Source organism: Vibrio qingdaonensis (assembly GCF_026191675.1).
In the GTDB taxonomy this organism is placed as follows: Bacteria; Pseudomonadota; Gammaproteobacteria; order Enterobacterales; family Vibrionaceae; genus Vibrio; species Vibrio qingdaonensis.
This window is the reverse complement of sequence record NZ_JAKRRY010000052.1, coordinates 1-23,478: the sequence shown is the minus strand read 5'-3', so window position 1 is coordinate 23,478 and position 23,478 is coordinate 1. Positions and strand designations below refer to the sequence as shown.

Annotated in this window: 22 protein-coding genes and 1 pseudogene; 2 read left to right on the top strand and 21 right to left on the bottom strand. The window is 47.6% G+C overall.

Annotated elements, in window-relative coordinates; translation table 11 throughout:
* Positions 1–186: 186 nt before the first annotated feature.
* Positions 187–984: a hypothetical protein gene (locus tag MD535_RS23435; protein ID WP_265677619.1), complete on the bottom strand. Its 798-nt coding sequence runs from the start codon at positions 982–984 to the stop codon at positions 187–189.
* A gap of 290 nt (positions 985–1,274) precedes the next feature.
* Positions 1,275–1,760 carry a GrpB family protein gene (locus MD535_RS23430; RefSeq protein ID WP_048657862.1) on the bottom strand — a complete coding sequence of 162 codons (486 nt, stop codon included), beginning with the start codon at positions 1,758–1,760 and terminating at the stop codon, positions 1,275–1,277.
* Between the two features lie 242 nt (positions 1,761–2,002).
* Between MD535_RS23430 and MD535_RS23425 the strand changes: the two are divergent.
* Positions 2,003–2,312 (top strand): annotated as a pseudogene (locus MD535_RS23425) (regulator).
* A gap of 185 nt (positions 2,313–2,497) precedes the next feature.
* On the opposite strand, the gene MD535_RS23420 reads toward MD535_RS23425, so the two are convergent.
* The 19 genes from MD535_RS23420 to MD535_RS23330 form a co-directional block, all read right to left on the bottom strand.
* A complete protein-coding gene (locus MD535_RS23420) occupies positions 2,498–2,767 on the bottom strand; it encodes a hypothetical protein (RefSeq protein ID WP_048657863.1) in 270 nt (89 codons plus the stop codon).
* A gap of 375 nt (positions 2,768–3,142) precedes the next feature.
* A complete protein-coding gene (locus MD535_RS23415; RefSeq protein ID WP_265677618.1) occupies positions 3,143–3,679 on the bottom strand; it encodes a hypothetical protein in 537 nt (178 codons plus the stop codon).
* A gap of 83 nt (positions 3,680–3,762) precedes the next feature.
* Positions 3,763–6,576 carry a conjugal transfer mating-pair stabilization protein TraG gene (gene traG, locus MD535_RS23410; protein WP_265677617.1) on the bottom strand — a complete coding sequence of 938 codons (2,814 nt, stop codon included), beginning with the start codon at positions 6,574–6,576 and terminating at the stop codon, positions 3,763–3,765.
* Positions 6,577–6,579: 3 nt separating this feature from the next.
* Positions 6,580–7,986 (bottom strand): conjugal transfer protein TraH, encoded by a 1,407-nt coding sequence (locus tag MD535_RS23405; protein ID WP_265677616.1) that lies wholly within the window; start codon positions 7,984–7,986, stop codon positions 6,580–6,582.
* Complete coding sequence (trbB, locus tag MD535_RS23400) at positions 7,983–8,396, bottom strand: type-F conjugative transfer system pilin assembly thiol-disulfide isomerase TrbB (RefSeq protein ID WP_132974764.1); 414 nt, start codon at positions 8,394–8,396, stop codon at positions 7,983–7,985. Before trbB ends, MD535_RS23405 begins: the two co-directional genes overlap by 4 nt.
* 75 nt (positions 8,397–8,471) lie before the next feature.
* A complete protein-coding gene (gene traF / locus MD535_RS23395; protein WP_171750907.1) occupies positions 8,472–9,257 on the bottom strand; it encodes a type-F conjugative transfer system pilin assembly protein TraF in 786 nt (261 codons plus the stop codon).
* Positions 9,258–9,280: 23 nt separating this feature from the next.
* Positions 9,281–11,008 carry a type-F conjugative transfer system mating-pair stabilization protein TraN gene (traN, locus tag MD535_RS23390; protein WP_265677615.1) on the bottom strand — a complete coding sequence of 576 codons (1,728 nt, stop codon included), beginning with the start codon at positions 11,006–11,008 and terminating at the stop codon, positions 9,281–9,283.
* Between the two features lie 36 nt (positions 11,009–11,044).
* Positions 11,045–11,758 (bottom strand): type-F conjugative transfer system pilin assembly protein TrbC, encoded by a 714-nt coding sequence (gene trbC / locus MD535_RS23385; protein WP_171762886.1) that lies wholly within the window; start codon positions 11,756–11,758, stop codon positions 11,045–11,047.
* A gap of 253 nt (positions 11,759–12,011) precedes the next feature.
* The gene (gene traU, locus MD535_RS23380) at positions 12,012–13,022 is read right to left on the bottom strand and encodes a conjugal transfer pilus assembly protein TraU (protein WP_048661614.1); all 1,011 of its coding nucleotides are present in this window, start codon (positions 13,020–13,022) and stop codon (positions 12,012–12,014) included.
* 159 nt (positions 13,023–13,181) lie between these two features.
* Positions 13,182–13,913 (bottom strand): type-F conjugative transfer system protein TraW, encoded by a 732-nt coding sequence (gene traW, locus MD535_RS23375; RefSeq protein ID WP_265677614.1) that lies wholly within the window; start codon positions 13,911–13,913, stop codon positions 13,182–13,184.
* A complete protein-coding gene (gene traC / locus MD535_RS23370; protein ID WP_265677613.1) occupies positions 13,864–16,413 on the bottom strand; it encodes a type IV secretion system protein TraC in 2,550 nt (849 codons plus the stop codon). The genes traW and traC overlap by 50 nt, the downstream gene beginning before the upstream one ends.
* A 151-nt stretch (positions 16,414–16,564) precedes the next feature.
* A complete protein-coding gene (gene traV, locus MD535_RS23365; RefSeq protein ID WP_048657845.1) occupies positions 16,565–16,960 on the bottom strand; it encodes a type IV conjugative transfer system lipoprotein TraV in 396 nt (131 codons plus the stop codon).
* 2 nt (positions 16,961–16,962) lie between these two features.
* Positions 16,963–18,501 (bottom strand): TrbI/VirB10 family protein, encoded by a 1,539-nt coding sequence (locus tag MD535_RS23360; protein WP_171350076.1) that lies wholly within the window; start codon positions 18,499–18,501, stop codon positions 16,963–16,965.
* The gene (gene traK / locus MD535_RS23355; RefSeq protein WP_080967332.1) at positions 18,491–19,276 is read right to left on the bottom strand and encodes a type-F conjugative transfer system secretin TraK; all 786 of its coding nucleotides are present in this window, start codon (positions 19,274–19,276) and stop codon (positions 18,491–18,493) included. Before traK ends, MD535_RS23360 begins: the two co-directional genes overlap by 11 nt.
* The gene (gene traE, locus MD535_RS23350) at positions 19,263–19,838 is read right to left on the bottom strand and encodes a type IV conjugative transfer system protein TraE (protein WP_048662546.1); all 576 of its coding nucleotides are present in this window, start codon (positions 19,836–19,838) and stop codon (positions 19,263–19,265) included. The genes traK and traE overlap by 14 nt, the downstream gene beginning before the upstream one ends.
* 14 nt (positions 19,839–19,852) lie before the next feature.
* Positions 19,853–20,155 carry a type IV conjugative transfer system protein TraL gene (traL, locus tag MD535_RS23345; RefSeq protein ID WP_048661540.1) on the bottom strand — a complete coding sequence of 101 codons (303 nt, stop codon included), beginning with the start codon at positions 20,153–20,155 and terminating at the stop codon, positions 19,853–19,855.
* Between the two features lie 9 nt (positions 20,156–20,164).
* On the bottom strand, positions 20,165–20,452 hold the full coding sequence (gene traA, locus MD535_RS23340) for a type IV conjugative transfer system pilin TraA (protein ID WP_048661539.1): 288 nt from the start codon (positions 20,450–20,452) through the stop codon (positions 20,165–20,167).
* 78 nt (positions 20,453–20,530) lie between these two features.
* The gene (locus MD535_RS23335) at positions 20,531–20,896 is read right to left on the bottom strand and encodes a hypothetical protein (RefSeq protein ID WP_048661538.1); all 366 of its coding nucleotides are present in this window, start codon (positions 20,894–20,896) and stop codon (positions 20,531–20,533) included.
* A gap of 345 nt (positions 20,897–21,241) precedes the next feature.
* Positions 21,242–21,421: a TraY domain-containing protein gene (locus MD535_RS23330; protein ID WP_265677605.1), complete on the bottom strand. Its 180-nt coding sequence runs from the start codon at positions 21,419–21,421 to the stop codon at positions 21,242–21,244.
* A 796-nt stretch (positions 21,422–22,217) separates the two neighbouring features.
* On the opposite strand from MD535_RS23330, the gene MD535_RS23325 reads away from it, so the two are divergent.
* On the top strand, positions 22,218–23,051 hold the full coding sequence (locus MD535_RS23325; protein ID WP_048661255.1) for a hypothetical protein: 834 nt from the start codon (positions 22,218–22,220) through the stop codon (positions 23,049–23,051).
* Positions 23,052–23,478 lie beyond the last annotated feature (427 nt).

The following is a 23,478-nucleotide window of genomic DNA, read 5'->3' as shown; positions in this document are numbered from 1 at the left end:
GCGTTCGGAGGACTCAGTGACGTTTAATTTCTGAATGTTCTGAATTCGGGTAAATTTTAATAGATCAGCCACTCTTTGATTGTATGTTAATGAGTAAAACACTAAAAGATATTAGGGGAAAATTGGTCTGGAACTGTCGCGCTAAACCATCACCTCTTAACAACCTGTATTTAGGGAGGTGATAATTTAGTGGTTTATTAGTTCATTGAGCTTAGAGTACCTTTCAACATAGCGATCTAAAGAGTGATCGTTCCCCAGTGAAAAGGCTTCATGGTCATCACCTAAAGTAGATAGGCGCACATAGTAAGCACTCTGATCACTAGGGGTGAGTTCTATTTCTGTGCCCTTGCGTGCAAACCCATAAAAGCTAGCGACTCTAAATTGAAAATGAATCGAATAAACCAACATTTCGAGCGCATAGTTACTAGGAATAGATTTTTCATTCTCAAATTCTGACATCCTAGATAAAAAAACTTGCAACTCAACCAACAACTGAGTCATCTTCTCAGAGTTTTCATCTTCAGCATATTTTATGCAATCTCTGAAGGTTGGTTCAAATCCATTTGGCTTCGCATGTTCACTAAACTCTTTTGCTAGGTCTTCTTTATGCTCATCCGATCGCGGCGAAAGCCTGTTCGCAAGATAGAAGCTACGTAAGGAGGTACTACATTGTTGAGCATAAGTATCTATATTAGCTAGCGCATGAGGCAAAAATGCTCTAGCGGCAATGAAGTTCCGTTTAGATTCACACCGTGCTCTCTCTTTTTCCAACTTTCTAGCTTGTGCATCTAAGTTGATAGCTATACCAGCAGTTATCGCCGCAGCAAGAAGTGCAACCATACCAGCATTGAATGTTTGCCATTCAAACCAAATTTTAAGTGTACTTTGATAACCTTCCGTTGCTAGAGGAATCAATACCATGGAGCACAGATACCAGCCAAAAAAAACGCTAAAAATCAAACCAATGAAAAGTTTTATACGCAAAAAAAACATCCCTCTATTGACGTACTCGACCGCAAGCACTCGACATTTCATCATTAAGTGCAACGGTAACTAAAATGACTAAACAAACTCATAGTAGACTCTTACATAAGAAAATGTTGGTCAATATAATCGTTCTTTTTTAGTGAAGAGTAACGACTCTAAGCAGGAATGGGGCAAAAAATTGTTAGCGGATGCTCTAAATTAGTCACTGAATAACTAAAAGTATGTAAATTCACCTAACTCGATGTCCAGTTTTGATAGTGAAGCCCATTTGTAGAAACTGTTGCACTTCATATTTGATGCGAGGCTTGTCCTAACACGCGCTCTATAAAAGTTGCCTTTTTTCGGCGGTATTCATGAGGAGACCAACCTGTGCAAGACATTTTCAGTTCATTGTACTGTTGAACTAAATCAGAATTTTCGCGGAGTTTGTCTCTAAACCCCACAAAGCTGTCAAACTCCGAACCATTCGCCACAACCTGGAAAGCTACGTCCTCACCTGAATTACTTTCCAGCATGCAAAGCTCTGGAGTTCTTAACGTATTGGATTTTTCGTTGAAGCCTAAGGTAGAAAGCAGCTTTACTGCTTTCTCTAATTTGCTTCCGTTAACACCGACGAGTATATCTAAGTCACCTTTCGATACAGCATTAGGTATAGAAGAAGCTCCAACATGCTCAATCACTGCGTCTGAAATCAAAGCAGCTATCTCAAGTTCGTACTTACGATATAGAGCTTCACAAGATGCTTGATATTCATCTGCTTTGTAAAACTTCATATTTTCTCCCAAAAGGCGTAGTTTTTTAAGGTGTGGCGCGCGCAATGCTAAGGCTCTCGCGTACTACCGTAAATACTTAACGCAGCGCACAGTAAACATGTCACGTGTTGCTAATTCTTCTTCTTAGCGTCTTGTTACAGGCCAGTTCACCAAGTCCATTTTTATATCAGTTCAAAGGCTGGACACGGTGCCATTAAAGCAGACTAACACTATACAACCTCTTGCTTATATAGGTTTTTATCGTGAAGTATCGCGAAATGAGTAAGAATTCCATTTTTCGAGAATTAGAAGGCCAAATGACAAAGGAAGAGGTCTCTGAACTGTGTTTTAAATCTGTGAGAGCTGTCGCTGGTTGAGATGAGAGAAATCCCATTCCGCCTGAGTGTAAAGGATTAATGCGGATGGCAACAAATTTTGGAAGGAATAGCTCTTTTAGGGATTCAGTCTGAATTAGAAATAATAACGTCAACACATTTGCTCAAACTTGCGAGAGCGATAGTCGAAGCTTTTAATCGTCTGGGTGAGACACTTTTAATCCATAAAAATGGCTAGACTAAAAACTGTCGTTTTGTTGTTTCAATTGATTACGATGGTTCAGTTAAGACAAAAACCCGAATGAACCAAGTCGAGAGGCTTGCGAAGAAGCATATATCAAACTCAGGACGATTAAGCCTATCAAACTACCCAACCCAAAAGAATATGAAACTGTTAGTCTTATTGTTCAAGTTCAAGAGTAGTTAGCTTATCTGATAATGCTGGGTTTCTGGTGACATATCCATCAATAAAATTCTATCTATATCAGTTATGCAGGCATCCAAGCGATGCTTGAGAGCTCCACTATATTCGCAGCACATCACATTGGTTACGGTATACTCTGTAAGTTCATTTGAAGGAATCAGCGTATAGTTTTTTCTTGAATGTGCTCTTTGTACAGCTGAATTTGCGTCCATTGCCTTTATGATTTGATATTTAGACCAATCGGTTACGCTAAACAGTTTATGTTTCATTACCAGCCTTCTCTTTCGTCCAGATTGCTATGAACTCTACTCATATGCCCCGAAAAAACTTCTCCATCGATTCGCTTTTGCGAATAACTTCTAAATACAAGCCGAAGGCTGCTCAATTCAACGGTCCATTAGATTTAAAATGACAGGTTAGATGATGATTTAACTAACAGATATTTTTAGTGTTTTTCGATAGGTTTCAGGCGAGAATGTCCTATCTCCTCGGATGTTTAAAGGTCGTAACGCTTTAATTGTTTCTAAAAAAACACTTCCGTCCTATGAGCAATATCTGGGTAAATTGCGACTGATTGAAAAAGACAAATTTGTTCGAAGAAACTAACAATGGGCCACTTCGTTCTAGAAATAGCTGTGCCGAGATTAATATTTCCAACCGTTAAATTGTAACGATTTAGGAATAGGGCTGTAGCAAGGGTATTCGGTTTGCAGGCCGTAGTTAATAATCATCGAAATATCAACGCCGAAGGCCCCTGCATAGTTTGCTCGTCTGAACTTCTGCGGATCGTTTTTGGCGGTTTTCTCAAGTACCATCCAGATCATATCTTCAAGGAAATCAGGGTGGCGCCTTGGATCGAGCGCCATTGTATCGCGCATACAGAACCAGCTTCCTCCGCCTAGGCGTTTTTGATTATAGGCATTGTCAAAATACGCAGTATGCAAACCTTGTAGGTAGGCGTTTAAGCGTATGGATCCCACAGTGTCTGTTTCATCAATGTGCTGCAAAAAGTAGGGCAGTTTGGTGATGTCTGGCAGGTCTTGGGAATATGGTCTTTTATTTATTACCGCGAGCTCGTACTGCTCGTGTATCTCGCTCAGCAGTTGAGTGAGCTCAGGAGAGCGGGGTTGAGCTTGCACGCTCGCACAGGTAAGTAGCAGTAATGGTAAGACAGTTTTCATGGTCACTCTCCCTTTAGAACCCTGTTCATAATACCAGCACCTAGGTGGTGCATAAAGTTCTATTTTATGAACCGAGATCAATATTATGCTTTCGGTTTTTTTGTGTATCTTGGCGCTGATGGATAGGCTTGGTCGGAGGTGACGTATTCCGTCCTTTCGGGTGGAGTGACCTCCTCTTCGACTTGCGACGCGATGGTCAGTTTAATCATCGGCTCAGGTTTGCTGATGGGTTTCTGCGCCTCCTCTTGTTGATACCTCACTTCATCGGTTACACCATCAAAGCGCTCTTGATTAAACAGTCCGCCCGTTTCATTGTTGTGCAGCATAGCCGTGCGGGTAGCAGCCACGGTATCGACGGTACTACCCCATTCTTTCTCCATCGTGTTGTTTTGCTCCGGTGAGAGGGTAAGTGGCCCTGTCGGTGTGGTGGCTTGGTGCGCTTGGTTCATTTTGCCCACAATTTTTGCCGCATCACCATCAAGCCCCGCCATGGTGGCGAACGCTTCAGTGCGAGTGAATTCTTGCCAAGACTTTTTAGCATCGGCAATATCTTCCGGTTGATGGGCGGTCATTAGGCGTTGGACGTCGGGTTGGTTTAATCCTATGTCTTTTTCCAAATAATTCTGGAAGCCTTGAATCGCGTTGGCCGTAAAGCTGGCACTGCCAGAGTCTAGGCGCGTTTGAGTATTCGATAGGGCGTTCAAGTCCGATTGGCTTTGCATCACGCTAGCACCAAGAGATTTGGTGTTGCTGGCGTTAATCGCAAAATCATGCGCAAACTGCTCAACCGACGTTCGTGTGTCTTTATTATCCACCTGCGTGCCGGCACTGGTCACGGCATTGGCCCCTTCGGTGTATTGTTTCGTGGCTTGCTCAAGCTGCTGCTTTTGCTCGGTATTCATCTTGCTGTAAGCCGTACGTTCATCATCAGACCATTTCACGCCGCCACTGGCGCCTAAATTGAATGGCGATGCCCCTTTGCCTGTGCCTACGCCGCCCTCGAAGCCGCCATAGACACTTTGCAGGTAAGCTTGTGATTGGTCTTTCGTCCAACCCGTTTGTTGACTCACGCTGTTCACTGCCGTTTGCATGTCATTCATGCCTTGACTGACTTGAGTGTTAAAGCCACTGGTGCTGCCTTCACCGTAAGCCAGGTTTTTACTCACACTGTCATGCCAGCGGTCGCTCAGCGCGGCGCCTCCTTGGATAGTTTGACCCAGTTGGGTGCTATTTTGCTCTAGGTTTTGCGCTGTGTGACTACGGGCATTCGCCACACTCTCTTGCAGCATGCTTTGCGTGTTGGCGCTGATGTTGCCGCGACTGGTGGTTTGTGAGCTGTCGTAGGTGGTGCGCCCATCTCCGTGTTGTGTGGTCACCGAGCCGTCTGGGTTTTGGGTGTAGGTGTGGCCCTGGTTGGTTAGGGTATTTGTATCAAACTTATTGGCATGCGTGTTGTTCATGCTGTGGTTGTCAATCTGCATACTGCCAAAATCCAGATTACCCGTGGAAGCCGCAGCACTGGCTCTAGCATTGGTCGAGTTAATCATGCTCGATAGCTGATAGTTCATGCTCGACAGGACTTCTTGACCGCCTTTTAAAATCCCTTTGGCTATCATAGGGACGGCTACCATCAAGATACCGGTCATCCAGGCGAAGCGACTGTGAAGCTCATCCGCGGTATTCGCGTTGGAGAGCACCAGCCCTCCGAACTTCCCCGAGACATCCGTAGACAGAGACTCCAGCCCCCAAAGCTGAAAGCCGTTGATGATGGCAAACAAGGCTGGCCAAGTGGCCAAAAAGGCAAACGTGCCAAAATAGTTTTTGAGCACCATCATGGTTAAGCCAGGAATGACTGCCGCCCCGGCAACAAAGAAGCCCAAACACGCGAACAACATAAACATCATCGTATGGAGCATCGGCAAGTATTCTCTCGCCATTAAGCCCAATGACGCCCACATCGAGGTGGTTTGAAGTTTGTTGGTGGTATAGGCGTAATTGAGCGCGGCTTGCGTTGGGTCTAGGCTATCAAGGTTATAGCGCAGCTCGTTCATCAACATATTTTGTTTGATGGTGTTGGACGCGCTGGTACTGATGGCAAAAAATTTGTTGTAGCTGCGCTGCAACGATTGCACCACTTGGGGTTTATAACGGTCCGCGTCTTTGCCGAGCAATTGATGCGCTAACAAACTCATGTTTTTATCTGCGGCATCATTAAAGCGCTGCTTGATGATAGGGTAGGCTTCTTCGCACCGCTTGTAGGTGCTTTGACCGCCCCCTTCATCAAGAAAAAGGGCGCGCAGTGGGCTTTGCCTAACGCCGTCTAGAAAGGCAAAAATATCAGGCGCGGCAAAGAGTTCATCCCAGGTGTATTTCCCGTTGATTCTCACATCCCCAATCATGCAGTTATGAAAGTAGTCTCGCCAGAGCTTTTGTAGCGCCAACTCATTGATCCTGGATTGTCTTGAGAGCTGATAAAGCTCAGAGCCAAACAGCATCCCAGTCCGACCATAACGCTCATCGTCAGAGGTGGTGAAAATGCCTTCCACGCCTTCGGCCATCCCCACCATGATAGAAGAGAAAAAGTAAGTAGGCACGGCCACGAGGTAAGGGACATTATCCACCTTGTAAGCCTTACCCGGTTGCGTCTTATCGATGATAAGCATGTCGGCTTTCATATTGATTAGAAACAGGGGCACAGCAAAGAACACCACCATCCATTTGATGAGGTCTTTGGGATTCCGTGACAGCATGAAGATAAACAAACTGGTAACAAGCCCCAGCATCATGCACATCTGTAAGTAATCCCCAAAGGTATTGGTTCTAAAAAAAGTGGCCAGCGCATTAAAGGCTTTGTTGACCACTTCGCCGGAAGTGTAAGTGTAATATTCGAGTATCATAGGTCAGTTCCCATAAGCTTGCGCAGGTTTGGTGGTCGTGCTGATTTCATTTGTGCTTTGCAGCGCGGTTTTTCTCTGCAAATCAATCAGTTGATTGCGTTTGTTGAGCGCTTCAATGGCTTTATCGGCAAGCCCCGCGGTAAAGCGTTTGGCGTTATCGATATCACGAGTGATGAGGGCGATGTCATCCTGGCTGTTGTTGGTGTTGGCTAAGGATTGGCTGGCAACATTTAACATGCTCACGAGGTACTGATTAAGCAGCTCCACCGCTATCATTCGCGAGTAGTTGCTGGTATCGGGGGGTTGCTTGGCGGATAAGTCGTCAATAAAGAACTTGAGTACCGGCGTTTGAATCAGCTCCAGAAAGCCCTCTTGTTGACGCGTGAGTCTTTGGTCGGTGGCTATCTTTTGCAGTATCGAGTCCAGTTGTTTGCGTATCTGGTTTTGAATCCCGTTGGCTTGAGTGATGGAGAGGTTATTGCGCTTGGTAATGGTAATGCACGCATCAGGGGCTGTTTTGCGACACTGATAAACGTCAGACTTGCCCCCTTCGAGCAAGACATTGACCAGATTGTTGTTGTCGGTCAAAAGGCTAGGGTAGTAACGCGGGTTGCCGTCTTTGTCGTACACGTAAGTGCCTGACAAGCTCATCATAAATTGCGCTAGATTTTTGTCGGAGGACAAAAAAGCGTTATTCATGATCGCAGACCAGACCACGTTGTGATGGGTTTGGGTCATATCTTTTAGCGCTGGATCCTTTTTGGCGTTCGCTAATTGACCGGCCGCTTTGCCTCCTGCGCCACATTCCTGCTGACCTTGCACCCAATCCGAGAAGGCGTTGTTTTGTGTGCCGAGGGCCGCGCAGACGTGCTTTTTGGTGGCGGGCAAAGCAAAGGCTGCCAGTCCACCGATGGACGCTTGCGCGGCTTCACAAGAGTTCACCGATTGATTGAGATATTTGTCGAGCCTGGCTTGGAGATTATCCAGGTTTTGTTTGAGCTGCGGCGCCCAGGTTTGCAGGGCTAAATTGACAATAAAAGGAGGAGCATTATGAATAATCGCTTTGCCCAGTTTCACCAGTTGGTCTGAGCTGATGTGTGAAAATCCTCCCATAAACATATCAATGCCAGAGCATCCCGTACTGATTGAAGGGACCGTGACGCTGACCAATTGTGCATCGACAATTTGATTACGCACAAACAAACTGCCACCGGTGTAGTAGTTGGCCGACTGCCCTTGGTAAGCCGTTGGGTTTGAGACGTTGGCGTTATACCCTGAGTTATCAAAAAAACGCGCCAGTGAGTGGTTGGTGTCAGCGTGGCTAGCGCTTGATAAGCTGATAAGAACGAAAGGAATAACTCGCTTATGCACCGAAATGGTGGATAAGTGGTGGAAAAGTGCTCGCTTCATTGCAGCGCCTCCTGCACACGCGGATCGTTAAGGGCGTTCTGAATGCTATGAGCCAGCGTGCTTTCTGGTACGTCTCCAATGCTCAGGCGTGAGAATTTACGGCTGTTGACGTTCATTAAAAAGGTCGCAGGCATGACCGTTTTCCTCTGGCCTGGAAAAAAGGTTTTGCCTATCTCTGGTGTGACAGGAATAGGGACCTCAAACCCTGGAATGCCTGGTCCATCAACAGAGAAGGCGTAAACCGGTAATTGAAATCGTTCGCCAAGGCGAGTGATTTTAGGGGCTGTCTTATGGCAGTACGGGCAGGTGCTTTCAAAAAAGAACACCAGGGCATATTGGTTTTGCATAGCAGCATGTGCGGTGGTTGCATGAATCAAAAAAGCCAGCACAAGGGTACGAAGAAATGGCATAGCGCCTCCTGACGTTTTAGGAAGAAATAAAAGAGAGTGAACATCCTTTAAGAGAGCGGCATGGACGAAGTTGCTTTAAAAATCCGATTGCTCAAAATTGGTGGCGACGTTGTAAAAGCGTCCAATTAAATCATTTTGGCTTATCCAGCCGTACGCCAGTGGCTTCATCTCTCCAGTGCTTGGCTGCACCAAAATTAAGGCGGGCGTAAAAGGCACCGAGACTTTGCCTTGATTGTGGCGGTTTTCTTTGAGGTCAGTGATAAAGGTTCCGTCATTACTGATCCCAAGGAGCTCAAAATGGTATCGGTCAGCAAACGCTTGAATGGATGGGGCGAGTTGCTGGCTCAGTGTATCTTCCCCGTCATAGACAAAGAAAAAGCCCCATCCGTCTTGCTTCATATTTTCAACCGCCGCGGTTTTCTTCTTCTCCTCTAACTCTAAATACACCTGTCTTGCTGCTTGCTCGGTCGGATGGTCTTTGGTGTAAGAAAACTCCGGTCTTTCGAGCAGCAGCGCTTTAAAGGTCATGCCCAATTGGTCGGTTTGGTCCGTGATAAAATGATTTAACGCTAAAAACTTCGCGAGCTTGTCTTTATCTTTGGGATGAATGACCGCGTCGTTTTGCGCCTCAATATGCACGGAGTGAAACCAGTCCATCTGTTCGGTGGCCGATAGGGTTTTAGGGCTTGATACTGTGGTTTGCGTGTTGCTTGGTAGCGGCTTAGGTTTGGGTTTGTCGGGCCTTGCCTTAGGCTCGTTGTACCATCGCCACCCTAGAGGGGTTTCATGAGCCAGAGTGGGTGGGAGGTGGGCAAGCAGCGTTAGGGTAATGACGCAAAGCAGTGGATTTTTCATCATCATAGACCTTGGTTCAGTCGAGGTGGTTATCCGCCCGTGGCACTTTGAAGTCGTTTCTTGATTTCATCAAAGTTGGGGAGGTTGGTGTTGGCTCGCATTTCTGGGTAGAACTCTTTAAAATCAATGTGCTTAAAGTTGATTTGACCCAGTTCTTCGGGAGTAATGGCGGCGCAGGTGGGATTTTTTGCACTGCCTAACCGTTTACCCAGTTGCTGAATAGAGCCTTGCTCTTGAATGATTTTGGCTAGCTTGTTGTCGTAAACGCAGTAACTGCGCTTTTTACGTGTGCAGACACCCAGCACTTTCTTGGCGCAGTATTGCCCCACGTACAGGGTTAAGCCTTTCTCTTTGGCTTTCCCCAACGCTTCTTCCGCTTCGCTGCATTTCGCTCCCAATCCTTGCCCCCATCCTGAGTCTTTACAACAATCGTTAAAACCCGCGAGTTTCTTATTGCACTTCATCGGCTTACCCGTGAATATTTTGGGTGGGTCTCCGATGTCTTTCACGGCTTCGGCAAGCCCCGCTAGCGCGGCGACGGACTTGTCAAAGTTGCCGTTAAGTTTGGGCTCGGGCACATAGCACTCTCCGTCAAGACAGAAGGAGTGCTCACCACATTGCAGGTCAGTGGCTCGGCATGTCTTCTCAGCACAGCTCTTTGTGACCTCTTGCTCGACGCACACCCCATTTTGCTTCAGGCTGCAATGTCGAGTTTGAGTCGTACAGTCTTTCGGGAGGTCCGCGCAGGTGTCAGGGCGGTCACAACGATGGTTAACCTGATATTTCCAACAGTTGAGCGTGGTGGGAATGCCATTCACCGAGCGTGTGGCTCGGCCTTCAAGACATTGCTGGCTAGTGACCTTGCACGAGTTCATCAGGCTGCATTGTGTTCGCCAGGTCATATTGTTCTTGATGCAGTTCCCCCCGGATAAAGAGAATCCGTTTGAGCAGCTCAAGGTGGCTTTTTTCGTTTGTGTGGTGGGTCGACAAATCTGGTAGCGTTTATGCCAGTATGCGCTCCATTGCCAGTTTAAGTTGATGGTATGTATTAACTCGCCAAGCGTGTAGCCTTGGTTGGGAGAGACTATCTTTCCATCCCAAAAATACGTGGTTTCTAATCCCGAAAAACCTCTTCTAGTCCCTGATTGCCTTACGTAATTGTCATTATTGTATCGGCATTGTGGGAGGGGGCGTTGGCAATCCCTCCCTTGTTGTGTCCAACCGGATGGACAGCGGTAGCTCACCTCACCGGTGCTCACGGAGGCAACGGGAACTTTTGTACAAGGCACATTGTTATTCGTTGGACGATGACACTGTTTAGGAATGTGTTCGATAAGGCACTGGGAGCCGCTATCACAATCCACATAGGCATTTGAGATGCCATGAGTGATTTCAAAAGCATTCTCTTGGCCAAGTAAGGCAAAGCGCATCGCCGGGTCGTATTTAACATCGGGTCGACCTTTATTGAAGTTCGCGTTGATGTCTTGAGCCAGTTCATTGGTCACAAACTCTGTCCCTTTTTGTGCCTTGATCTCACTGTCTGACAGTGTGGATTCTTTTGGACTGCGGATCTCTTTTCGACACGTGGCGTCTTTGCAATAGTCATCGACATTGAGCGGGAGGGCATGAGGCGTGAGCGCTTGGCTTGCCGTTTGTTTCGCCCAATGAGCGCTCTCGGTAAAGGTGTGTTGTTCGCTGGCAAGCGAGATAGTGGATAAAAGACTGAGCGTGAGCGCAGTCCAAAGGTCAATGCGCATATAGAGCACCTCATCAAAAATTGGGGCGAGAGAGGGTTATTGGGAATAGAGCGTGCGCAGCAGCGGGTGAATGTTTTGCTGCGCATCCCCGGCAGCGAGGTAATCCAGAGCTTGGTAAAGTGAAATGTTGCCGTAAAGGATGTCGTAGTCACTGGTTTTACAAGGCTGCTTAGGTAAGCAGCGGTTTTTTTTAACCGAAACAAAGGCCGGTACGTGGTGAATATCAAATTGCTTAAACCAATCGGGGCTGATGGAAAAGCCGCTTTGAATGGGCGCCTTATTGGGTGAGCGTATCAAGGCCTCGATCCGCTTGACCGTGGCCGGAAAACCTTCGGGTAAGACACCGCGTATCACCAGTGGCACGCCTAAGTGTTCACTTTGCATCAGAAGCTGCTTGAGCGCGGTCTTGGGCATGGTGAGTGACACAAACACCATCACCCCTTTTGGGGCTTGGTCAGGGTGGCGCGTGGGCTTTTGTCTTCCTAGCAAGGGGGAAAGAGTCTCTTCTTTTATCAACTCTTGAACCTTGCGGCTGAGAGTCAGCGCTTCTTCTCGATAAGCCTGGGCTTTATTTTGTATGTCGTCCGTAGGCCACGCCTTCGCCGCCTCCGGTTGTTGAGTCATTTTTTGCTCAAGCTTGGCAAAAGCTTTGAGCTCTTGCTCCGTGTAAGCTTGGGTGGGTAACGCGATAAAAAAACACAGAAAAACAAGAGAGCGCCTAAAGGTGCTCTCAAAAGATGGAATGGTCATAGTAAACTCTTCATTATGGCCGCTGAAAGGGTAGGTAGAGGGTGTGAGCGTTTTGGCAGCTGATTGACTGCCCCTGACGAGCATTGAGATCGCGACAAAACGAGAAGCAAAACTGCGAGAGCGGGAAACAGCAGTAAATGTGCTTGTGGTTGGCGAGATCTATTTTTAAAAAATCGGTAAGGGAGTCAGGGTGACTGGCAATGAATAGGTCAGTCTCATTTTTGTGGGTAGGTCTGGGCATCATCGCTTCACCTTATAAAAAGACACAGTTGCGCTTTCGCCATTGTACAAAACCAAAGTTATCCCCTGTGACCGGATTGTCATGGCCGGCTTCCCAGAGCGTGGTCGTGGTGGTGTACGGGTGACACCAGGCGGCATCGGGAATAGGGCCCGACATTTGATACCGATAACGAGATTTTGGCAAAATAGGATCGGGATATTGATAACAAATCGCGCCATCTTCGCCGCGCGTCTCCCAGATGATCCCTTGTCGATGCAGTTTGTAGTTAAGCTTTTGCATCAAGAGTGTCGCCGCCTGGATGGGCGTGTCTCGATAGTTGGTGGTGCCAGTAAGCGGATAGGCACTGCCCTGTGAGCCTAAACACCAAAATAACGCATCAATAGGTAAGGCCGTGTTAGTGGAGGTCAACATGGCTTCGGGCACGCACGCAAGCTGAGCCACTAGGTTACCAAACAGTAACGCTTCGGGATTGAGAATGAGGGATAACTCATCGTCGTCCCAAAGTGGGTCAATTTCCGTCATGTAGGCAACATCAAACACATCTGTGGCCATGCAGGCGGTGGATTGCATCAGTTGCAGCCAATAAATGATGGGGTACTTATACCAATGGGCGTGATAAAAACCTCCGTCACTGCTGTCACTGTCACGAGCGGTCACGCGACCACCGATACGCTGAGTGTTGGCGCCTGACATTTGCACGCCCATGTTCACCATACAATAAGGGACGCGCGTGATATCGGTTAAGGCATAAGGCTCCCAATAGCCAATGTTGATGCCGATTTGCACAAAGATAGGCGGCGGTTTCGGGCAATAAGAGATAGGCATTGTGGGGTTATTGGTGTCTGGATATTTGGACGGCATGACCGTGGATGAGCCTATTGTCATCGGGAACAAACAATCCCAACAAATATCGGTAATGGGGTTAATAAAACGGCTTTTACACGCCGCACTGGCTGCTAGGGTTGATGGGGCAATAAAAACCAATAGGCAGCACAACAGTAAACGCAAGTGTCGTTGAGTCATGGTGGGGTCCTTTTTCCACGCAGAGCGTGGGACTCCTTTTGTCTCGACAACAGGCTTCGCCACATTATCGCAGCCAAAAGCGAGCTTGGTTAATAGAAAAAGAAGTGATATTGGAAGCATGACCAAGGGGAGGCGCGCACTTCTAAGGCAATTTCATTATCATTGCTCTACTTCCAAGGGCTGCAAACCCGATACGTTCACTTCATCGATGCGCCAGCGCGTGCCATCTTGATAGGCAATGGCCGGGACGTGAGTGATGTTAAGCGATTGGGTTAAGTGGCCTTGCTGCGCAAAATACATTCTTGCATCAAGTAAGGTCGCCATTTTATTCGGGCTGCCTCCCGTCAGCACCCACTTGATTGGCTTGGCGTTTTGATACTCGCTGGCGAACCTTCGTTGCTGCGCGTCTCTGGCATCAAAAAAGACCAGTACCTTACTGAGCTCAAATAGAGGCAAAACGTCTTGACCGTCTACCTTTGGCCAAGTGCGGCTATCAAAGGGGTTCACTCTGGTGCCCGCTTTGGCAATCACGGCCCCCGTGGTGGGGGCGATGATGTCTTTAGGGAGAGTGATGCTTGGATCTACGTAAAAGGTGCGGGGATCGGTTGTGGTGGTTAAGCCTGCAACCGGCGGCGGGTTTTCAATGCTTTGCAGGGCGCGCTCAGTGAACTCGTTTTGCATGTCCGCCAATTGACCACTGGCCTCAAACCCTTTCAGTCTTTGGTGTATCCATTCCAGCATGTCGATTTCACCGATAGGGAAGACCGGGGCGACTTGCCCCAGCGCTTTCCCGTGAGCGTTAAAAGTGGACATGCCTGCTGCGAGGATAAAAGGCAGCAAACTAAGTGCTTGCCCCAATGGCTTGATTAAAGGCGTCAATGTCTTTGCCATAAAAGTGCCTGGAGGTTTGCTCAATGGCGCGCTCCAGTGATTGGCCTTGTTTATAAAGATTTTCACAATACTCAAACTCCTTAGGCTCGGTTGAGAACATGGCGCGTTTCACCGGAGAGGCGAAAAAGCGGTGATAGGTGACATGGCCACCCGCTTTGATGCGCGCGCTGCTGTATCCTGCTTCAACAGACGGGGCGAAGCTTTTAATGATGCGCTGCTCAAACGGTGAGAAGGCATCCGGGTTTTGGAGCAGATACTTATCAAACCCTTCCCCTTGACGAAGAATGATGTGAATGTCTGAGTTGTTGTAGCAGGCTTTGGCTTCCTCGTTACTAAAGAAGTCTTCAATCCCTTGAGTCACCGTACAAAAAGCGCCGCCGAACTTACGGGCGGTGCGATAACCGGTGTTGATGAACTCCCTCGCTTGCTCGTTTGCCCCAGAGAGGAGGCTCCAGGCCTCTTCAATGATGCACAGCTTTGGGGTAGAGCGAGATCCAGCCAGGTACATCTGCTGGTTAATCGACACCATGAGAGCAAAAATCACGGGTCTGAGCACAGCAGGCGGGAACCCATCGAGTTCAAGCGTGGTGATTTCCACATTGGGGTCGAGCATGGATGGCTTGTTGAACACGTCTTTGTACATGCCATCTGTGCAGAACTTTTTCAGTTGCACCGCTATGTCTTTAATGCGTCGGTCGCTTTCTTCTCCAGCAATCTCAATCAAGGCGTCTCTGACATCATCCACCAAGACTTGATGACCTTTACGCTCCCATGCCGTCACTATCGCATCGCCTAAGACGCTTTGTTGAAACGCCGTCAGTGGTACGTAGGGTGACGCGATGGTGGCAAACAACGCCGTGATATTATCGAGCGCTTCCATCATGGGATCGACAGGTCTGCCGTCATCATCCACAAACTCAAACTCAGCACTTTGCATGGCGCCTAAATGCGTGAACGGGTTTAAGAAGATGTTGGCGTGGGTCATGTAGGTCCCCCCAAGGCTCAGGGTCAGCTTTTTATAGCTGGCTCCTTTATCGAGGATCCACACTTTACCGCCCATGGCGTAAACCGTTTCAGCGATTTCTTGGACTAGGAAGCTTTTCCCTGCGCCTGAGCCTCCCGTCAGGGCGATGTTTTGGTTATCACTGCCACAGGTGAAAGGGTTAAAGAACGAAATTTGTTGGCGCATAGTGGGCAGCAATACGCCACCTTTGAGCTGGCTAAAGTCCATGATGAGCGGAAAGAAATTCACCAGGTTAGAGCTCTTTAAGGTACGAACGCGCCCCGCTTTTTTACAATCGCCCCATAATCCTTCACTCATCATAAAAGGCAACGTGGAGAGCAGCGCTTGTGGCTGATTCATTTTCAGTGGAATGATGTCAAGGCCAGCATGGCTAAATGACTCCTTCGCCGCTTGGGTGTCTTTTTTCTGGTGGGCTTTATCGGTCATCAGCGAGATCGTGAGCACCATAGATGCAATGGTGAACTCTTTAGACAACAACCCTTTTTGCAAGGCTTTGCGCTCTTTGAGTTCATCTTCAGCCATGGGCGCGAGTATCGCCATTTGGCTGTTCACCGTCTTGGTTAAGTCTTTTATCTTGTTATCGTTATCCGCATTTTGCTTACCGGTTGGCTCATTGCGAAAACTCAAGGTAACGCGATGAGGGCAAGTGATGTTACGCGACACATTACGGATTGAAGAAAAGGCTTCTGGTAAAGCGTACAAGCGATAATCACCAGGCAATCGAGAAAGCCCTAAATGAACAAGGCGTGTGCGTACCTCTTCCCCTTGGTCATTGGTATGACGGGTGGCGATATGACCACGATGGGTTAACGCTTCGGTATCGGGAGATAACGCTTGCAGGTTCAAAGGTTCTAATGGGTTGTAGCTTTTTTCATTGGGTCTGTCTTGGCGTTTATCAAAGTTTAAGGTATCACCGACGCTGGTCAACAGTCCCTCAGGCGTGACGGGCAGTAAATCAAAACCAAGCTGCGCCAGCCCCGTTTCTAGAGTCATTCTCGCATCAAGCAGCTCTTGTGGGTCTTTTTCCGTGGTGGAGACAAAAAAGAATGCGTCGTAGTCGCGCAAATCAAAGCGATTGTTTTTTTGCCTATGTAGAAACCCGTGTTGCGCCGCGTAGTAGGCGTAAATGGCGTCATCGTTGGCCATTTTCTGACAGATACCGCCCCGCTGACTGAGAAGGGCTTGGTTCCCTTCGAGATAGTGCGCCACTCGGTTGTGACCAAAAAGCTGCACTTGATAATCCCATTTATCCCCTGCGGGTAAATCCCCCATAAGGTGGCTTAACGACTGAATTAAATCGTCGTTAGCGCCCCCAAGGAGACTGATTTTAAAACCAAAACCGCGAGAGTGAGTATTGTCGAACACCTGCTCAATGGGATCGTAGTCTCGATACGGCAGTTCATGGTGAAGGTGGTTTTGGGCTTGCTTGGCCTCTTGAAATAAGGCGGATAAGCCACTGCGTGAGGAGGAAAACATGGGGGATCCCTTTTTCTATTTTAATGTTAGGGGGCGTGACACAATCTTGGATCGCTTGATGGATTACCCCCTAATTGAGAGAAGTCTGAGACTGAATGTCGCGCGCCCATGATAAAAATGATGTTTAAGCTTCGTTTCTTTTTTTTCCTAATCAATCTTTCCAAATCGCGCGCGCAGGGCGCCCAGACCAACGGCTATCGTCTAAGACAAAGTAAACATCCATCGTATCGATGTAGTGATTGTCTTTGTCTATGAAAGGGAAGACGGTGAGTTTTTTAACGTGTTCTTGGCTTCGCTCAGGCTCACCATCTCGGCTACGCCTTGGCAGTAAGGTAAAGACAGAAGGTGGGGCGAGACGAGATTGAGGAGAGACGGTGGCATTTCCACTGTCTCCGGTATAACCGTATAGGTTGTCTCGAACCTCGTTCATGGTGACACACCCTGAAACGCCGCCGACCTTATCGCAACTGTATTCGCTCTCAAAGCCCGCGCTGCAACCGGTCAGACCTAAGAGTATCGATAGTGAGAACAAAGAATGCCTATTCATGGTTATTCCTCACGCCCAAAGCCCACGTCGCTTAACCCTTGTTGGGTTATTTTTTGCGCTAATGGGTTGATGGGGGCAGTTTGAGTGGTTTGTGGAAGAGAGGGAACGTTGGTGATGACATCCAAGAGCTGGTTGCTGTTGGAGACTTGCTCACGCTGCTCATTAATACGGGTTTCGTATTCATCGGCCAATAGGGGATCTAATGGAAAGCCTTCCAAAAAGACAATATTGACGATGGCACCAGGATTGACTTCCACTATCGGATGATAGAGCTCGGCCAGTTTGATGTAGTAGTCCGCCAATTTGCTGCCAACGCTTTCCGTGGCGCCGCCAAGCAGATTCAACCCAATTTTATCGCTGTTGATGCTTTGACTTGGTCCGAGCGCCGTCGGTGTCGTGGTTTGTGCCAGGGCTTTACCCGCATCACCGACACCTTGCAAGATCCCCGCAATGCCGGCCATTTGAACGATTTTACCGTTTTTCATAATGGTGGTACCGCGAATACCATTGCGCCCAAAGTTAAACACGGTCGCATTGACGGGGATATCGAGAATATCGCCATTAGGGTGGATGCAGCTCATTCTATTGGTGCGAGCGACGCCGCGACTGGATGAGATTTCGCCGTAAACGGCACCGGTGATCGTGCAATTCTTTAATTTGGATTGCTCACCGTTGGGTAAAATCCCCTGATTGACGGTCTGAAAGACAATCGGTGAGGTATCCCCTTGTCCAGAGACGCCCCCATTAGCGTCTGCGCCGCCGGTGATCACGGCGGTCACAAAGGTGCCTGTTGGCACGTAGTTATCGGTCGTGCGACGGGATTGTCTCTCCTCTACACTGGCTTGCCAGTGAAATTCAAAACTATCAAAGGCATCCCCGCTAAAGGCCACATCATCTTGCTCTTGGTATTGGAACTCATTCACCTTGGCGGTATCTATGTTGCTATTAATGGCAGGTCTTGGGGGCAGTTTGTATTGGCCAAAAGTGCTTCCCTGATGGATCTCTACGCTATGTTGATTCGAAGGATCGCCTGCATTGAGGGCTGAGGCTAATTGCGTCTCAAGTTGGACCTTGAGCGCGTCAACTTCATCGAGCTTTTGTTGCATCTGCTGCTCAAGCTCCGTCAATTGCGATGCTTTATCGCGCTCATTGGCTTTTTTAATATTCTCCAACTCAGAGGTTAAGCTTTGTCCAAAGCGACTTAAGGTGCCTTCGAACCGCGCTAAGCTTTGCTCGATTTGGTTGATTTTATCTTGTTGAAACGTCAGGGCGGACTGGTTGTCTTTGTCGGTAAAATCATCGGTGACGACAGCACCAAATCCGACGTCTTGAATGTCCTTGCTTTGCTCTTGGGGAGGCAATGTTAACCGCCAAACAGCAAAAGCCAGGGCGGCAAGCACCAGTAATACCGTGAACGTAATGGTGCGATTGCGCTTTCTTGTTACGGTATTGACCGTGCCACCGTCTTCAAAGTCACCGTCGGTATCTTTGAAGACGCGTTTTTTAAAGCGGTCAAAGGCGTCTTTGGGTTTATCGATCATGGGTGGCGCCTCCTCCGGTAATGAGATAGAGCGTGGTGGTTTGCCCAGGTTTTAACTGATAGGTATCGAGCGCGGCTGAGCGTGCGGAATAGCTGTAGAACTGTGCGGTGGTCAGTGCCATGTCACTGCGGCTTTGATTTTTGAGTTGATAAACCACCCCAGAGTAATCACGGCCAACGAAGACCGTTTGAGGGATGATGGCCAGTGACGCTGCATCTTTGGGTAAGGTTTTGGGGTCAACGTCGTGACGTTTAAAGCCGGCGATGGGGGCGCCATCATGAACAAAACGCATCATGGCTTTGGTGAGCGCTGTCATGGCGGCGGGGTAATCCGCCGCCTGCTCAGTCGGGCTTTGCTGCTCTTTATAGTTTTGCGACCAAACAAACTCCGTGACCAAAGACGGGGTGGCTTTGGGGGTAATAAACAGCGCAAACAATCGCCCTTTTTCTGTCGTCAGGTGCGCGGTAAACGGTAAGGGAAGGTTAATTTTTAAGGTGATAGAGCCGGAAGCGTCTTTTTGGTTGCCCGTTGAGGTACAAAATCCTTTCGGGCAGACGATCGAAATAATACGGTCATTTTTGACCAGCAAACGGTTCACGTTAATGGAAGAGAGTGACAAGGGGATCGTGTCGCCTTCGTCAAACTCATAGCTCACCATAGCGGCATTTTCAGCTAGGGCAAAAGAGGGGATGAAAAAGACCACCCAAAGCGCGATGGACAAAAAATAAAGGTGCCATTGCGGCGATGGGGTGAATGATTGCTCATAAAGATTCATCGGTGTCGACCTCGACTTCTTCAATGGAGAGTAAACCTATGACGCCTTGGTCATAGCTAAAGTTGACTTGATACCACTTCATCTCCGGATCTAGGGCGCGTTGGCCTACGTGCTTTTGGAGTTTCCCATAGAGTTGCACTTGGAGAGTGTTGAGAGAAATACGGACAGACTCGACAGAAAATTGGCTGCTGATGTTGTCTTTTTTAATTACCGTGGCTTCTCGAAGCAACTTAGGTTGAACGATGTGCCAGCTTGTCTCGTCTAAATATTCAAGTAACTGACCAAACTGACGTCCAACGCTGGCTGGCGTAATGTTGAGTTTCAAGTAGAGAAGATAATCCGCCATTTGCTCAAGATAAGGCTCATCGACTGTGCCATCCGAAACCGTAAAGGCTTGAGAGAGGGTGGGTGGGATTAGGGTTCGGCTCTGATGGGTAAGGGCTTGATAACTGGTGTAACCCAACACCAGGTTAGTGATAAGCATGAAAAGAAAGCCTGCACTCAAAAAAAGATTGAGGAGACTTTTGACGGCCAGCTTATCCCGTTTAACAAACGGGTCCATGATGAAGGGTCTCCTTAGAAAATCCAATAGCGACGACAGGCTGAGGGGGTACGCTTAAAGAGGGCGGGGCTGACAAAAGAAGCGCCCCACCAATAAAGTGACAGGGTAACTATATTATCGCCGTATTGTGATTTGATGTAACGCAACCCCCCAAACCAAGCCAGCGATAACGTCAGCCCTATCATTTCGTGTTTAAGCCAGAATGAGAGGCCAAAAATGCAGAGGGCAGGCACGAGTTCATCAACAGGGAACCCGAGCCAGCGGCGACCTTTGTTCATGTGTTTTGGGATAGAGAAAAACTGATGAGGGTCTTCCATTGTGACTCCTTAACCTAAGCCGACGAGTGGCGCTCCAACATTCCACAAGACTGAGCCACCAATGAACCCGCCAACGGCCGCAAACCAGTTACGGCTCATCAGTCCAGTGACGACCGCCCCTGCAAGCCCAGTCCCCAGCATGGCGGTTTCAACCGCAGAGCCTTTGCCCGCCGTGTCTTTCATGGCTTGCTTACCTGACGCGAAGATATCGGCAGCCAGAGCAGGCTGAGTGATAAGAAGTGTCGAAACAGCAACGCCAAGCCCGACAAGGAGGGTGCGCTGGGTGCGTGTTTTCATAATAAGTATCCTTATTGAGTGATAAAATTATCAAGTATATGGTCAGGATGGAGGGAAAGGGGGCTCCCTCCCACATCCTTAAGAAAACATCGAAGACTTCGCGTACTTCAAACCACGATTACGGCTCACATGTTGCTTCCAATTTTGAGCGCTAATGATGGTGTTCTTAAGCTTCCGATAACGTTTTTTACAAGCATTATTTGAAGTTGGGAGAGTGAGACGATTAACTGACTGAGCTTGTTTTTGAACCGCGACCAAATGAACACCCTTCCAACAGAAAGGAAATGCAAGGTGCCCAGTAAAAGGCAACAAAGCGGCAAACGCCATGTGTTCACGCCCAACCGTTCCCAGTTCTTTGACGCTGACAAAATCCCCTTGTTCAACAAAGTGGCCTAATAAACTCGCGGCCTCATCTTCACGACAATATCCGTAGATAATTTGCATCGTCCACACTCCTTGTTAGGGCATTGTTTTGTTCTTTTAAAAAAAACAAAACGATGGGCTCTCTTTCAAGAGCCGTGCTACAAACTGGCTTGAGCATTCTTGTAGTAGAAGGCGCACATCCAAAGGATGTGGTGTCTGGTATTCCCAAGTAACTCTATTTCACCACTCAACCAGCATGCTTAATTGAGTAGAAAAACAGCCTTGGACGTCGCCCCAGAGAGGGCTCCTGAATTTGTTAGGCATATTACGCAGGCCTGCGCCCCTCTGCGGCGCTTTTTGCAATAGTGAAGGCAGCCCACCTTCGAGGCCATCTGAGGTAATAATCCCAGACGGCAATCTGATTCGTTACAGCGACCAATTAGGAAAACGTTTGAGGTGATCTTCTAATCGAAGTTTCCCTTCGCGCTTTTTGGCCCGCTCTGCTCTTTTCGCCGAGAGCGTTAACGTTTTATTCGCCTTTGATGAAAGATTAAAAGCGATACCGACTTCCTTGCTCTCAACCATACATTCTGATTTAAAATTCATACAAAAGTCTTCCTAAATAGAAAAAACCGAAACGCTCTCGTTCAGACCGAAACATCAATGAGTCATGTAATCGCTCACTGGCGTCTAATTTTGTTGGGTTTGTGACTGACTTATCGTTTCTTGAATTTAACATAATGTAAATAATACGCATAAGAATAAACTATTGATTTTAATAGAAATTAAATGATATTTAACGGATGGCTTGTTTGAATTTTATATAATTAATAGATTAATTATTTTAATTTCCACCCCTCAATGTGCTATAAATTTTTCTAAGGTTATTTTTTATCTTGTTGTTATTTATGGATTTTTCATATCTGCGTATTATTTACATTATGTTAACAATTAACCATCGAGAGAGCATTTTGAGACTTCGAGATTGAAATCTCAGGTGACGACACGCTATAATTGCCTGAGGTCTATAAGGTTAAAACACACAACATTGCTCACTAACCTGTAGTGCCCAATGTTGTGTGTTTTTTCTAGGATTTAGAGTGTGTTAGAGGTGGTACTCTGACTATATAGCACTCGCAAAAAAGCCGACTTTCCAAGAGTAGTCGGCTTTTTTGTGTCTAAAAAACCGGCATTTGATTTCTTTTCCCGGTTGAGATAGCGTGAAATTTCACCGTTTGGACGGCCAATCCAAACACCCCAAAAACCTCTTGGACTTCAAAATATGACCTTGACTCAGCCTTCGCTTGGGCTAACGCCCAGTAGACTCCACATTCTCAATAACACCGCTTGTTTATCCCTCGGGATGAAGCGTTGTGTGTTTTAAACGTGGACGGTGAATGTTATGAAGACGCCTGGACACGACTCCTCCCCTCCCCCGCTCGATAAATCGAGTTACGATGCGGAGTATCGCCGTAAGCGTAAGGCTCGGAAACTGGATTTGATCGAATTGTATCAACGTGTCGTTGAAGAAGAGAACGCACGAAACCCTAAGACGCCTTTTGAGATCGGATTTAAGTCTCGCCGGTTGCTCCGAAGCGGTAAGGTAGAAACCCTACCGCCAGAATACGCGCGGATCTTAAAAGGGTGTGAAGAATTTATTACCAACCCCAATCGTTTCCCGTCACTCAATGCATGGGGCGGTGAAGCGGTGAATAATGTGCAGTGTCGCACCTTAATTGCGAAAGTATTAGCGTGCATTCTGCCGAACACAGACCTCATTGGAGGGCGCATCGGTTTGCCCACAGAAGCGGGATTGAAAACCATCAGCTACGATCAACTTCAAGAAGATTATGCGTTGCGCTTTGGGGAGTTTATTTCGCCGAAGTCCTTTGCGAAAGCGGTGAAGTATCTAAAGCGTGCCAGCTATTTTCACAGTGAGCGGATCAATGTGTGTGTCGACCAAGACGAAGGGACGATACGCAGCGCACCTGCATACAAACAGTTTACCCCTCGCTTCTTTAATGACTTAAAAGTCGTGCGTTACGCCAACATCAGCGAATTGATCCTCGCGACACGGAAGCGTCAGACAAAGAAAGGACTGAGCTTTCAGTGGCTGTCTTTTCGTAAGATCGCGTCAGGGATACAAGAGATCTTCAATGCGTCAACATTAAACACGTACGCTCAATCAACCTCAGCCTTCTTTAGTGAGTATCAACCCGACCTAGCCCCTAATTAAAGGGATATTTTTGTCTCCGCGAAAGCGGAGGGATCAGCACGTCTGAACCTTATCCTACCCTGCTTTATCTCTCATTTTTCTTGTTTTAATCACCGGGTTGTTTAGGGTTAACTTGCACGCTTGGCCTTATTCAGAAAGGATTTTTCTATTCACGATTTTTCATGAGAAAAGCAGTGCAATAAAAGGAGGATAAAAAAAACGGCTAAAATTGTGATCAATAAGGGGCGGCGCTTATGAACACTACGTATGAAGATAAATAGTTAAATGAATAAAAAATAAACTGGCTCCCTATGATAAAAAGCTCCACCATCTTCGCTATGTCTGGGTCAAGCACTTGATGTCATTTTTGACCTCAAAAAAACTCAAAACCAATATCCGCAATCGCTTGATGCAAGCGATTGAACATGAGTTAATGGACTTACTTGAT

Excerpts from the sequence above, each read along its gene's own strand:
- MD535_RS23430 (WP_048657862.1), bottom strand. The coding sequence starts at position 1,760 with ATGAAGTTTTACAAAGCAGATGAATATCAAGCATCTTGTGAAGCTCTA.
- MD535_RS23420 (WP_048657863.1), bottom strand. The coding sequence starts at position 2,767 with ATGAAACATAAACTGTTTAGCGTAACCGATTGGTCTAAATATCAAATC.
- MD535_RS23415 (WP_265677618.1), bottom strand. The coding sequence starts at position 3,679 with ATGAAAACTGTCTTACCATTACTGCTACTTACCTGTGCGAGCGTGCAA.
- traG (WP_265677617.1), bottom strand. The coding sequence starts at position 6,576 with ATGATACTCGAATATTACACTTACACTTCCGGCGAAGTGGTCAACAAA.
- MD535_RS23405 (WP_265677616.1), bottom strand. The coding sequence starts at position 7,986 with ATGAAGCGAGCACTTTTCCACCACTTATCCACCATTTCGGTGCATAAG.
- trbB (WP_132974764.1), bottom strand. The coding sequence starts at position 8,396 with ATGCCATTTCTTCGTACCCTTGTGCTGGCTTTTTTGATTCATGCAACC.
- traF (WP_171750907.1), bottom strand. The coding sequence starts at position 9,257 with ATGATGATGAAAAATCCACTGCTTTGCGTCATTACCCTAACGCTGCTT.
- traN (WP_265677615.1), bottom strand. The coding sequence starts at position 11,008 with ATGCGCATTGACCTTTGGACTGCGCTCACGCTCAGTCTTTTATCCACT.
- trbC (WP_171762886.1), bottom strand. The coding sequence starts at position 11,758 with ATGACCATTCCATCTTTTGAGAGCACCTTTAGGCGCTCTCTTGTTTTT.
- traU (WP_048661614.1), bottom strand. The coding sequence starts at position 13,022 with ATGACTCAACGACACTTGCGTTTACTGTTGTGCTGCCTATTGGTTTTT.
- traW (WP_265677614.1), bottom strand. The coding sequence starts at position 13,913 with ATGGCAAAGACATTGACGCCTTTAATCAAGCCATTGGGGCAAGCACTT.
- traC (WP_265677613.1), bottom strand. The coding sequence starts at position 16,413 with ATGTTTTCCTCCTCACGCAGTGGCTTATCCGCCTTATTTCAAGAGGCC.
- traV (WP_048657845.1), bottom strand. The coding sequence starts at position 16,960 with ATGAATAGGCATTCTTTGTTCTCACTATCGATACTCTTAGGTCTGACC.
- MD535_RS23360 (WP_171350076.1), bottom strand. The coding sequence starts at position 18,501 with ATGATCGATAAACCCAAAGACGCCTTTGACCGCTTTAAAAAACGCGTC.
- traK (WP_080967332.1), bottom strand. The coding sequence starts at position 19,276 with ATGAATCTTTATGAGCAATCATTCACCCCATCGCCGCAATGGCACCTT.
- traE (WP_048662546.1), bottom strand. The coding sequence starts at position 19,838 with ATGGACCCGTTTGTTAAACGGGATAAGCTGGCCGTCAAAAGTCTCCTC.
- traL (WP_048661540.1), bottom strand. The coding sequence starts at position 20,155 with ATGGAAGACCCTCATCAGTTTTTCTCTATCCCAAAACACATGAACAAA.
- traA (WP_048661539.1), bottom strand. The coding sequence starts at position 20,452 with ATGAAAACACGCACCCAGCGCACCCTCCTTGTCGGGCTTGGCGTTGCT.
- MD535_RS23335 (WP_048661538.1), bottom strand. The coding sequence starts at position 20,896 with ATGCAAATTATCTACGGATATTGTCGTGAAGATGAGGCCGCGAGTTTA.
- MD535_RS23330 (WP_265677605.1), bottom strand. The coding sequence starts at position 21,421 with ATGAATTTTAAATCAGAATGTATGGTTGAGAGCAAGGAAGTCGGTATC.
- MD535_RS23325 (WP_048661255.1), top strand. The coding sequence starts at position 22,218 with ATGAAGACGCCTGGACACGACTCCTCCCCTCCCCCGCTCGATAAATCG.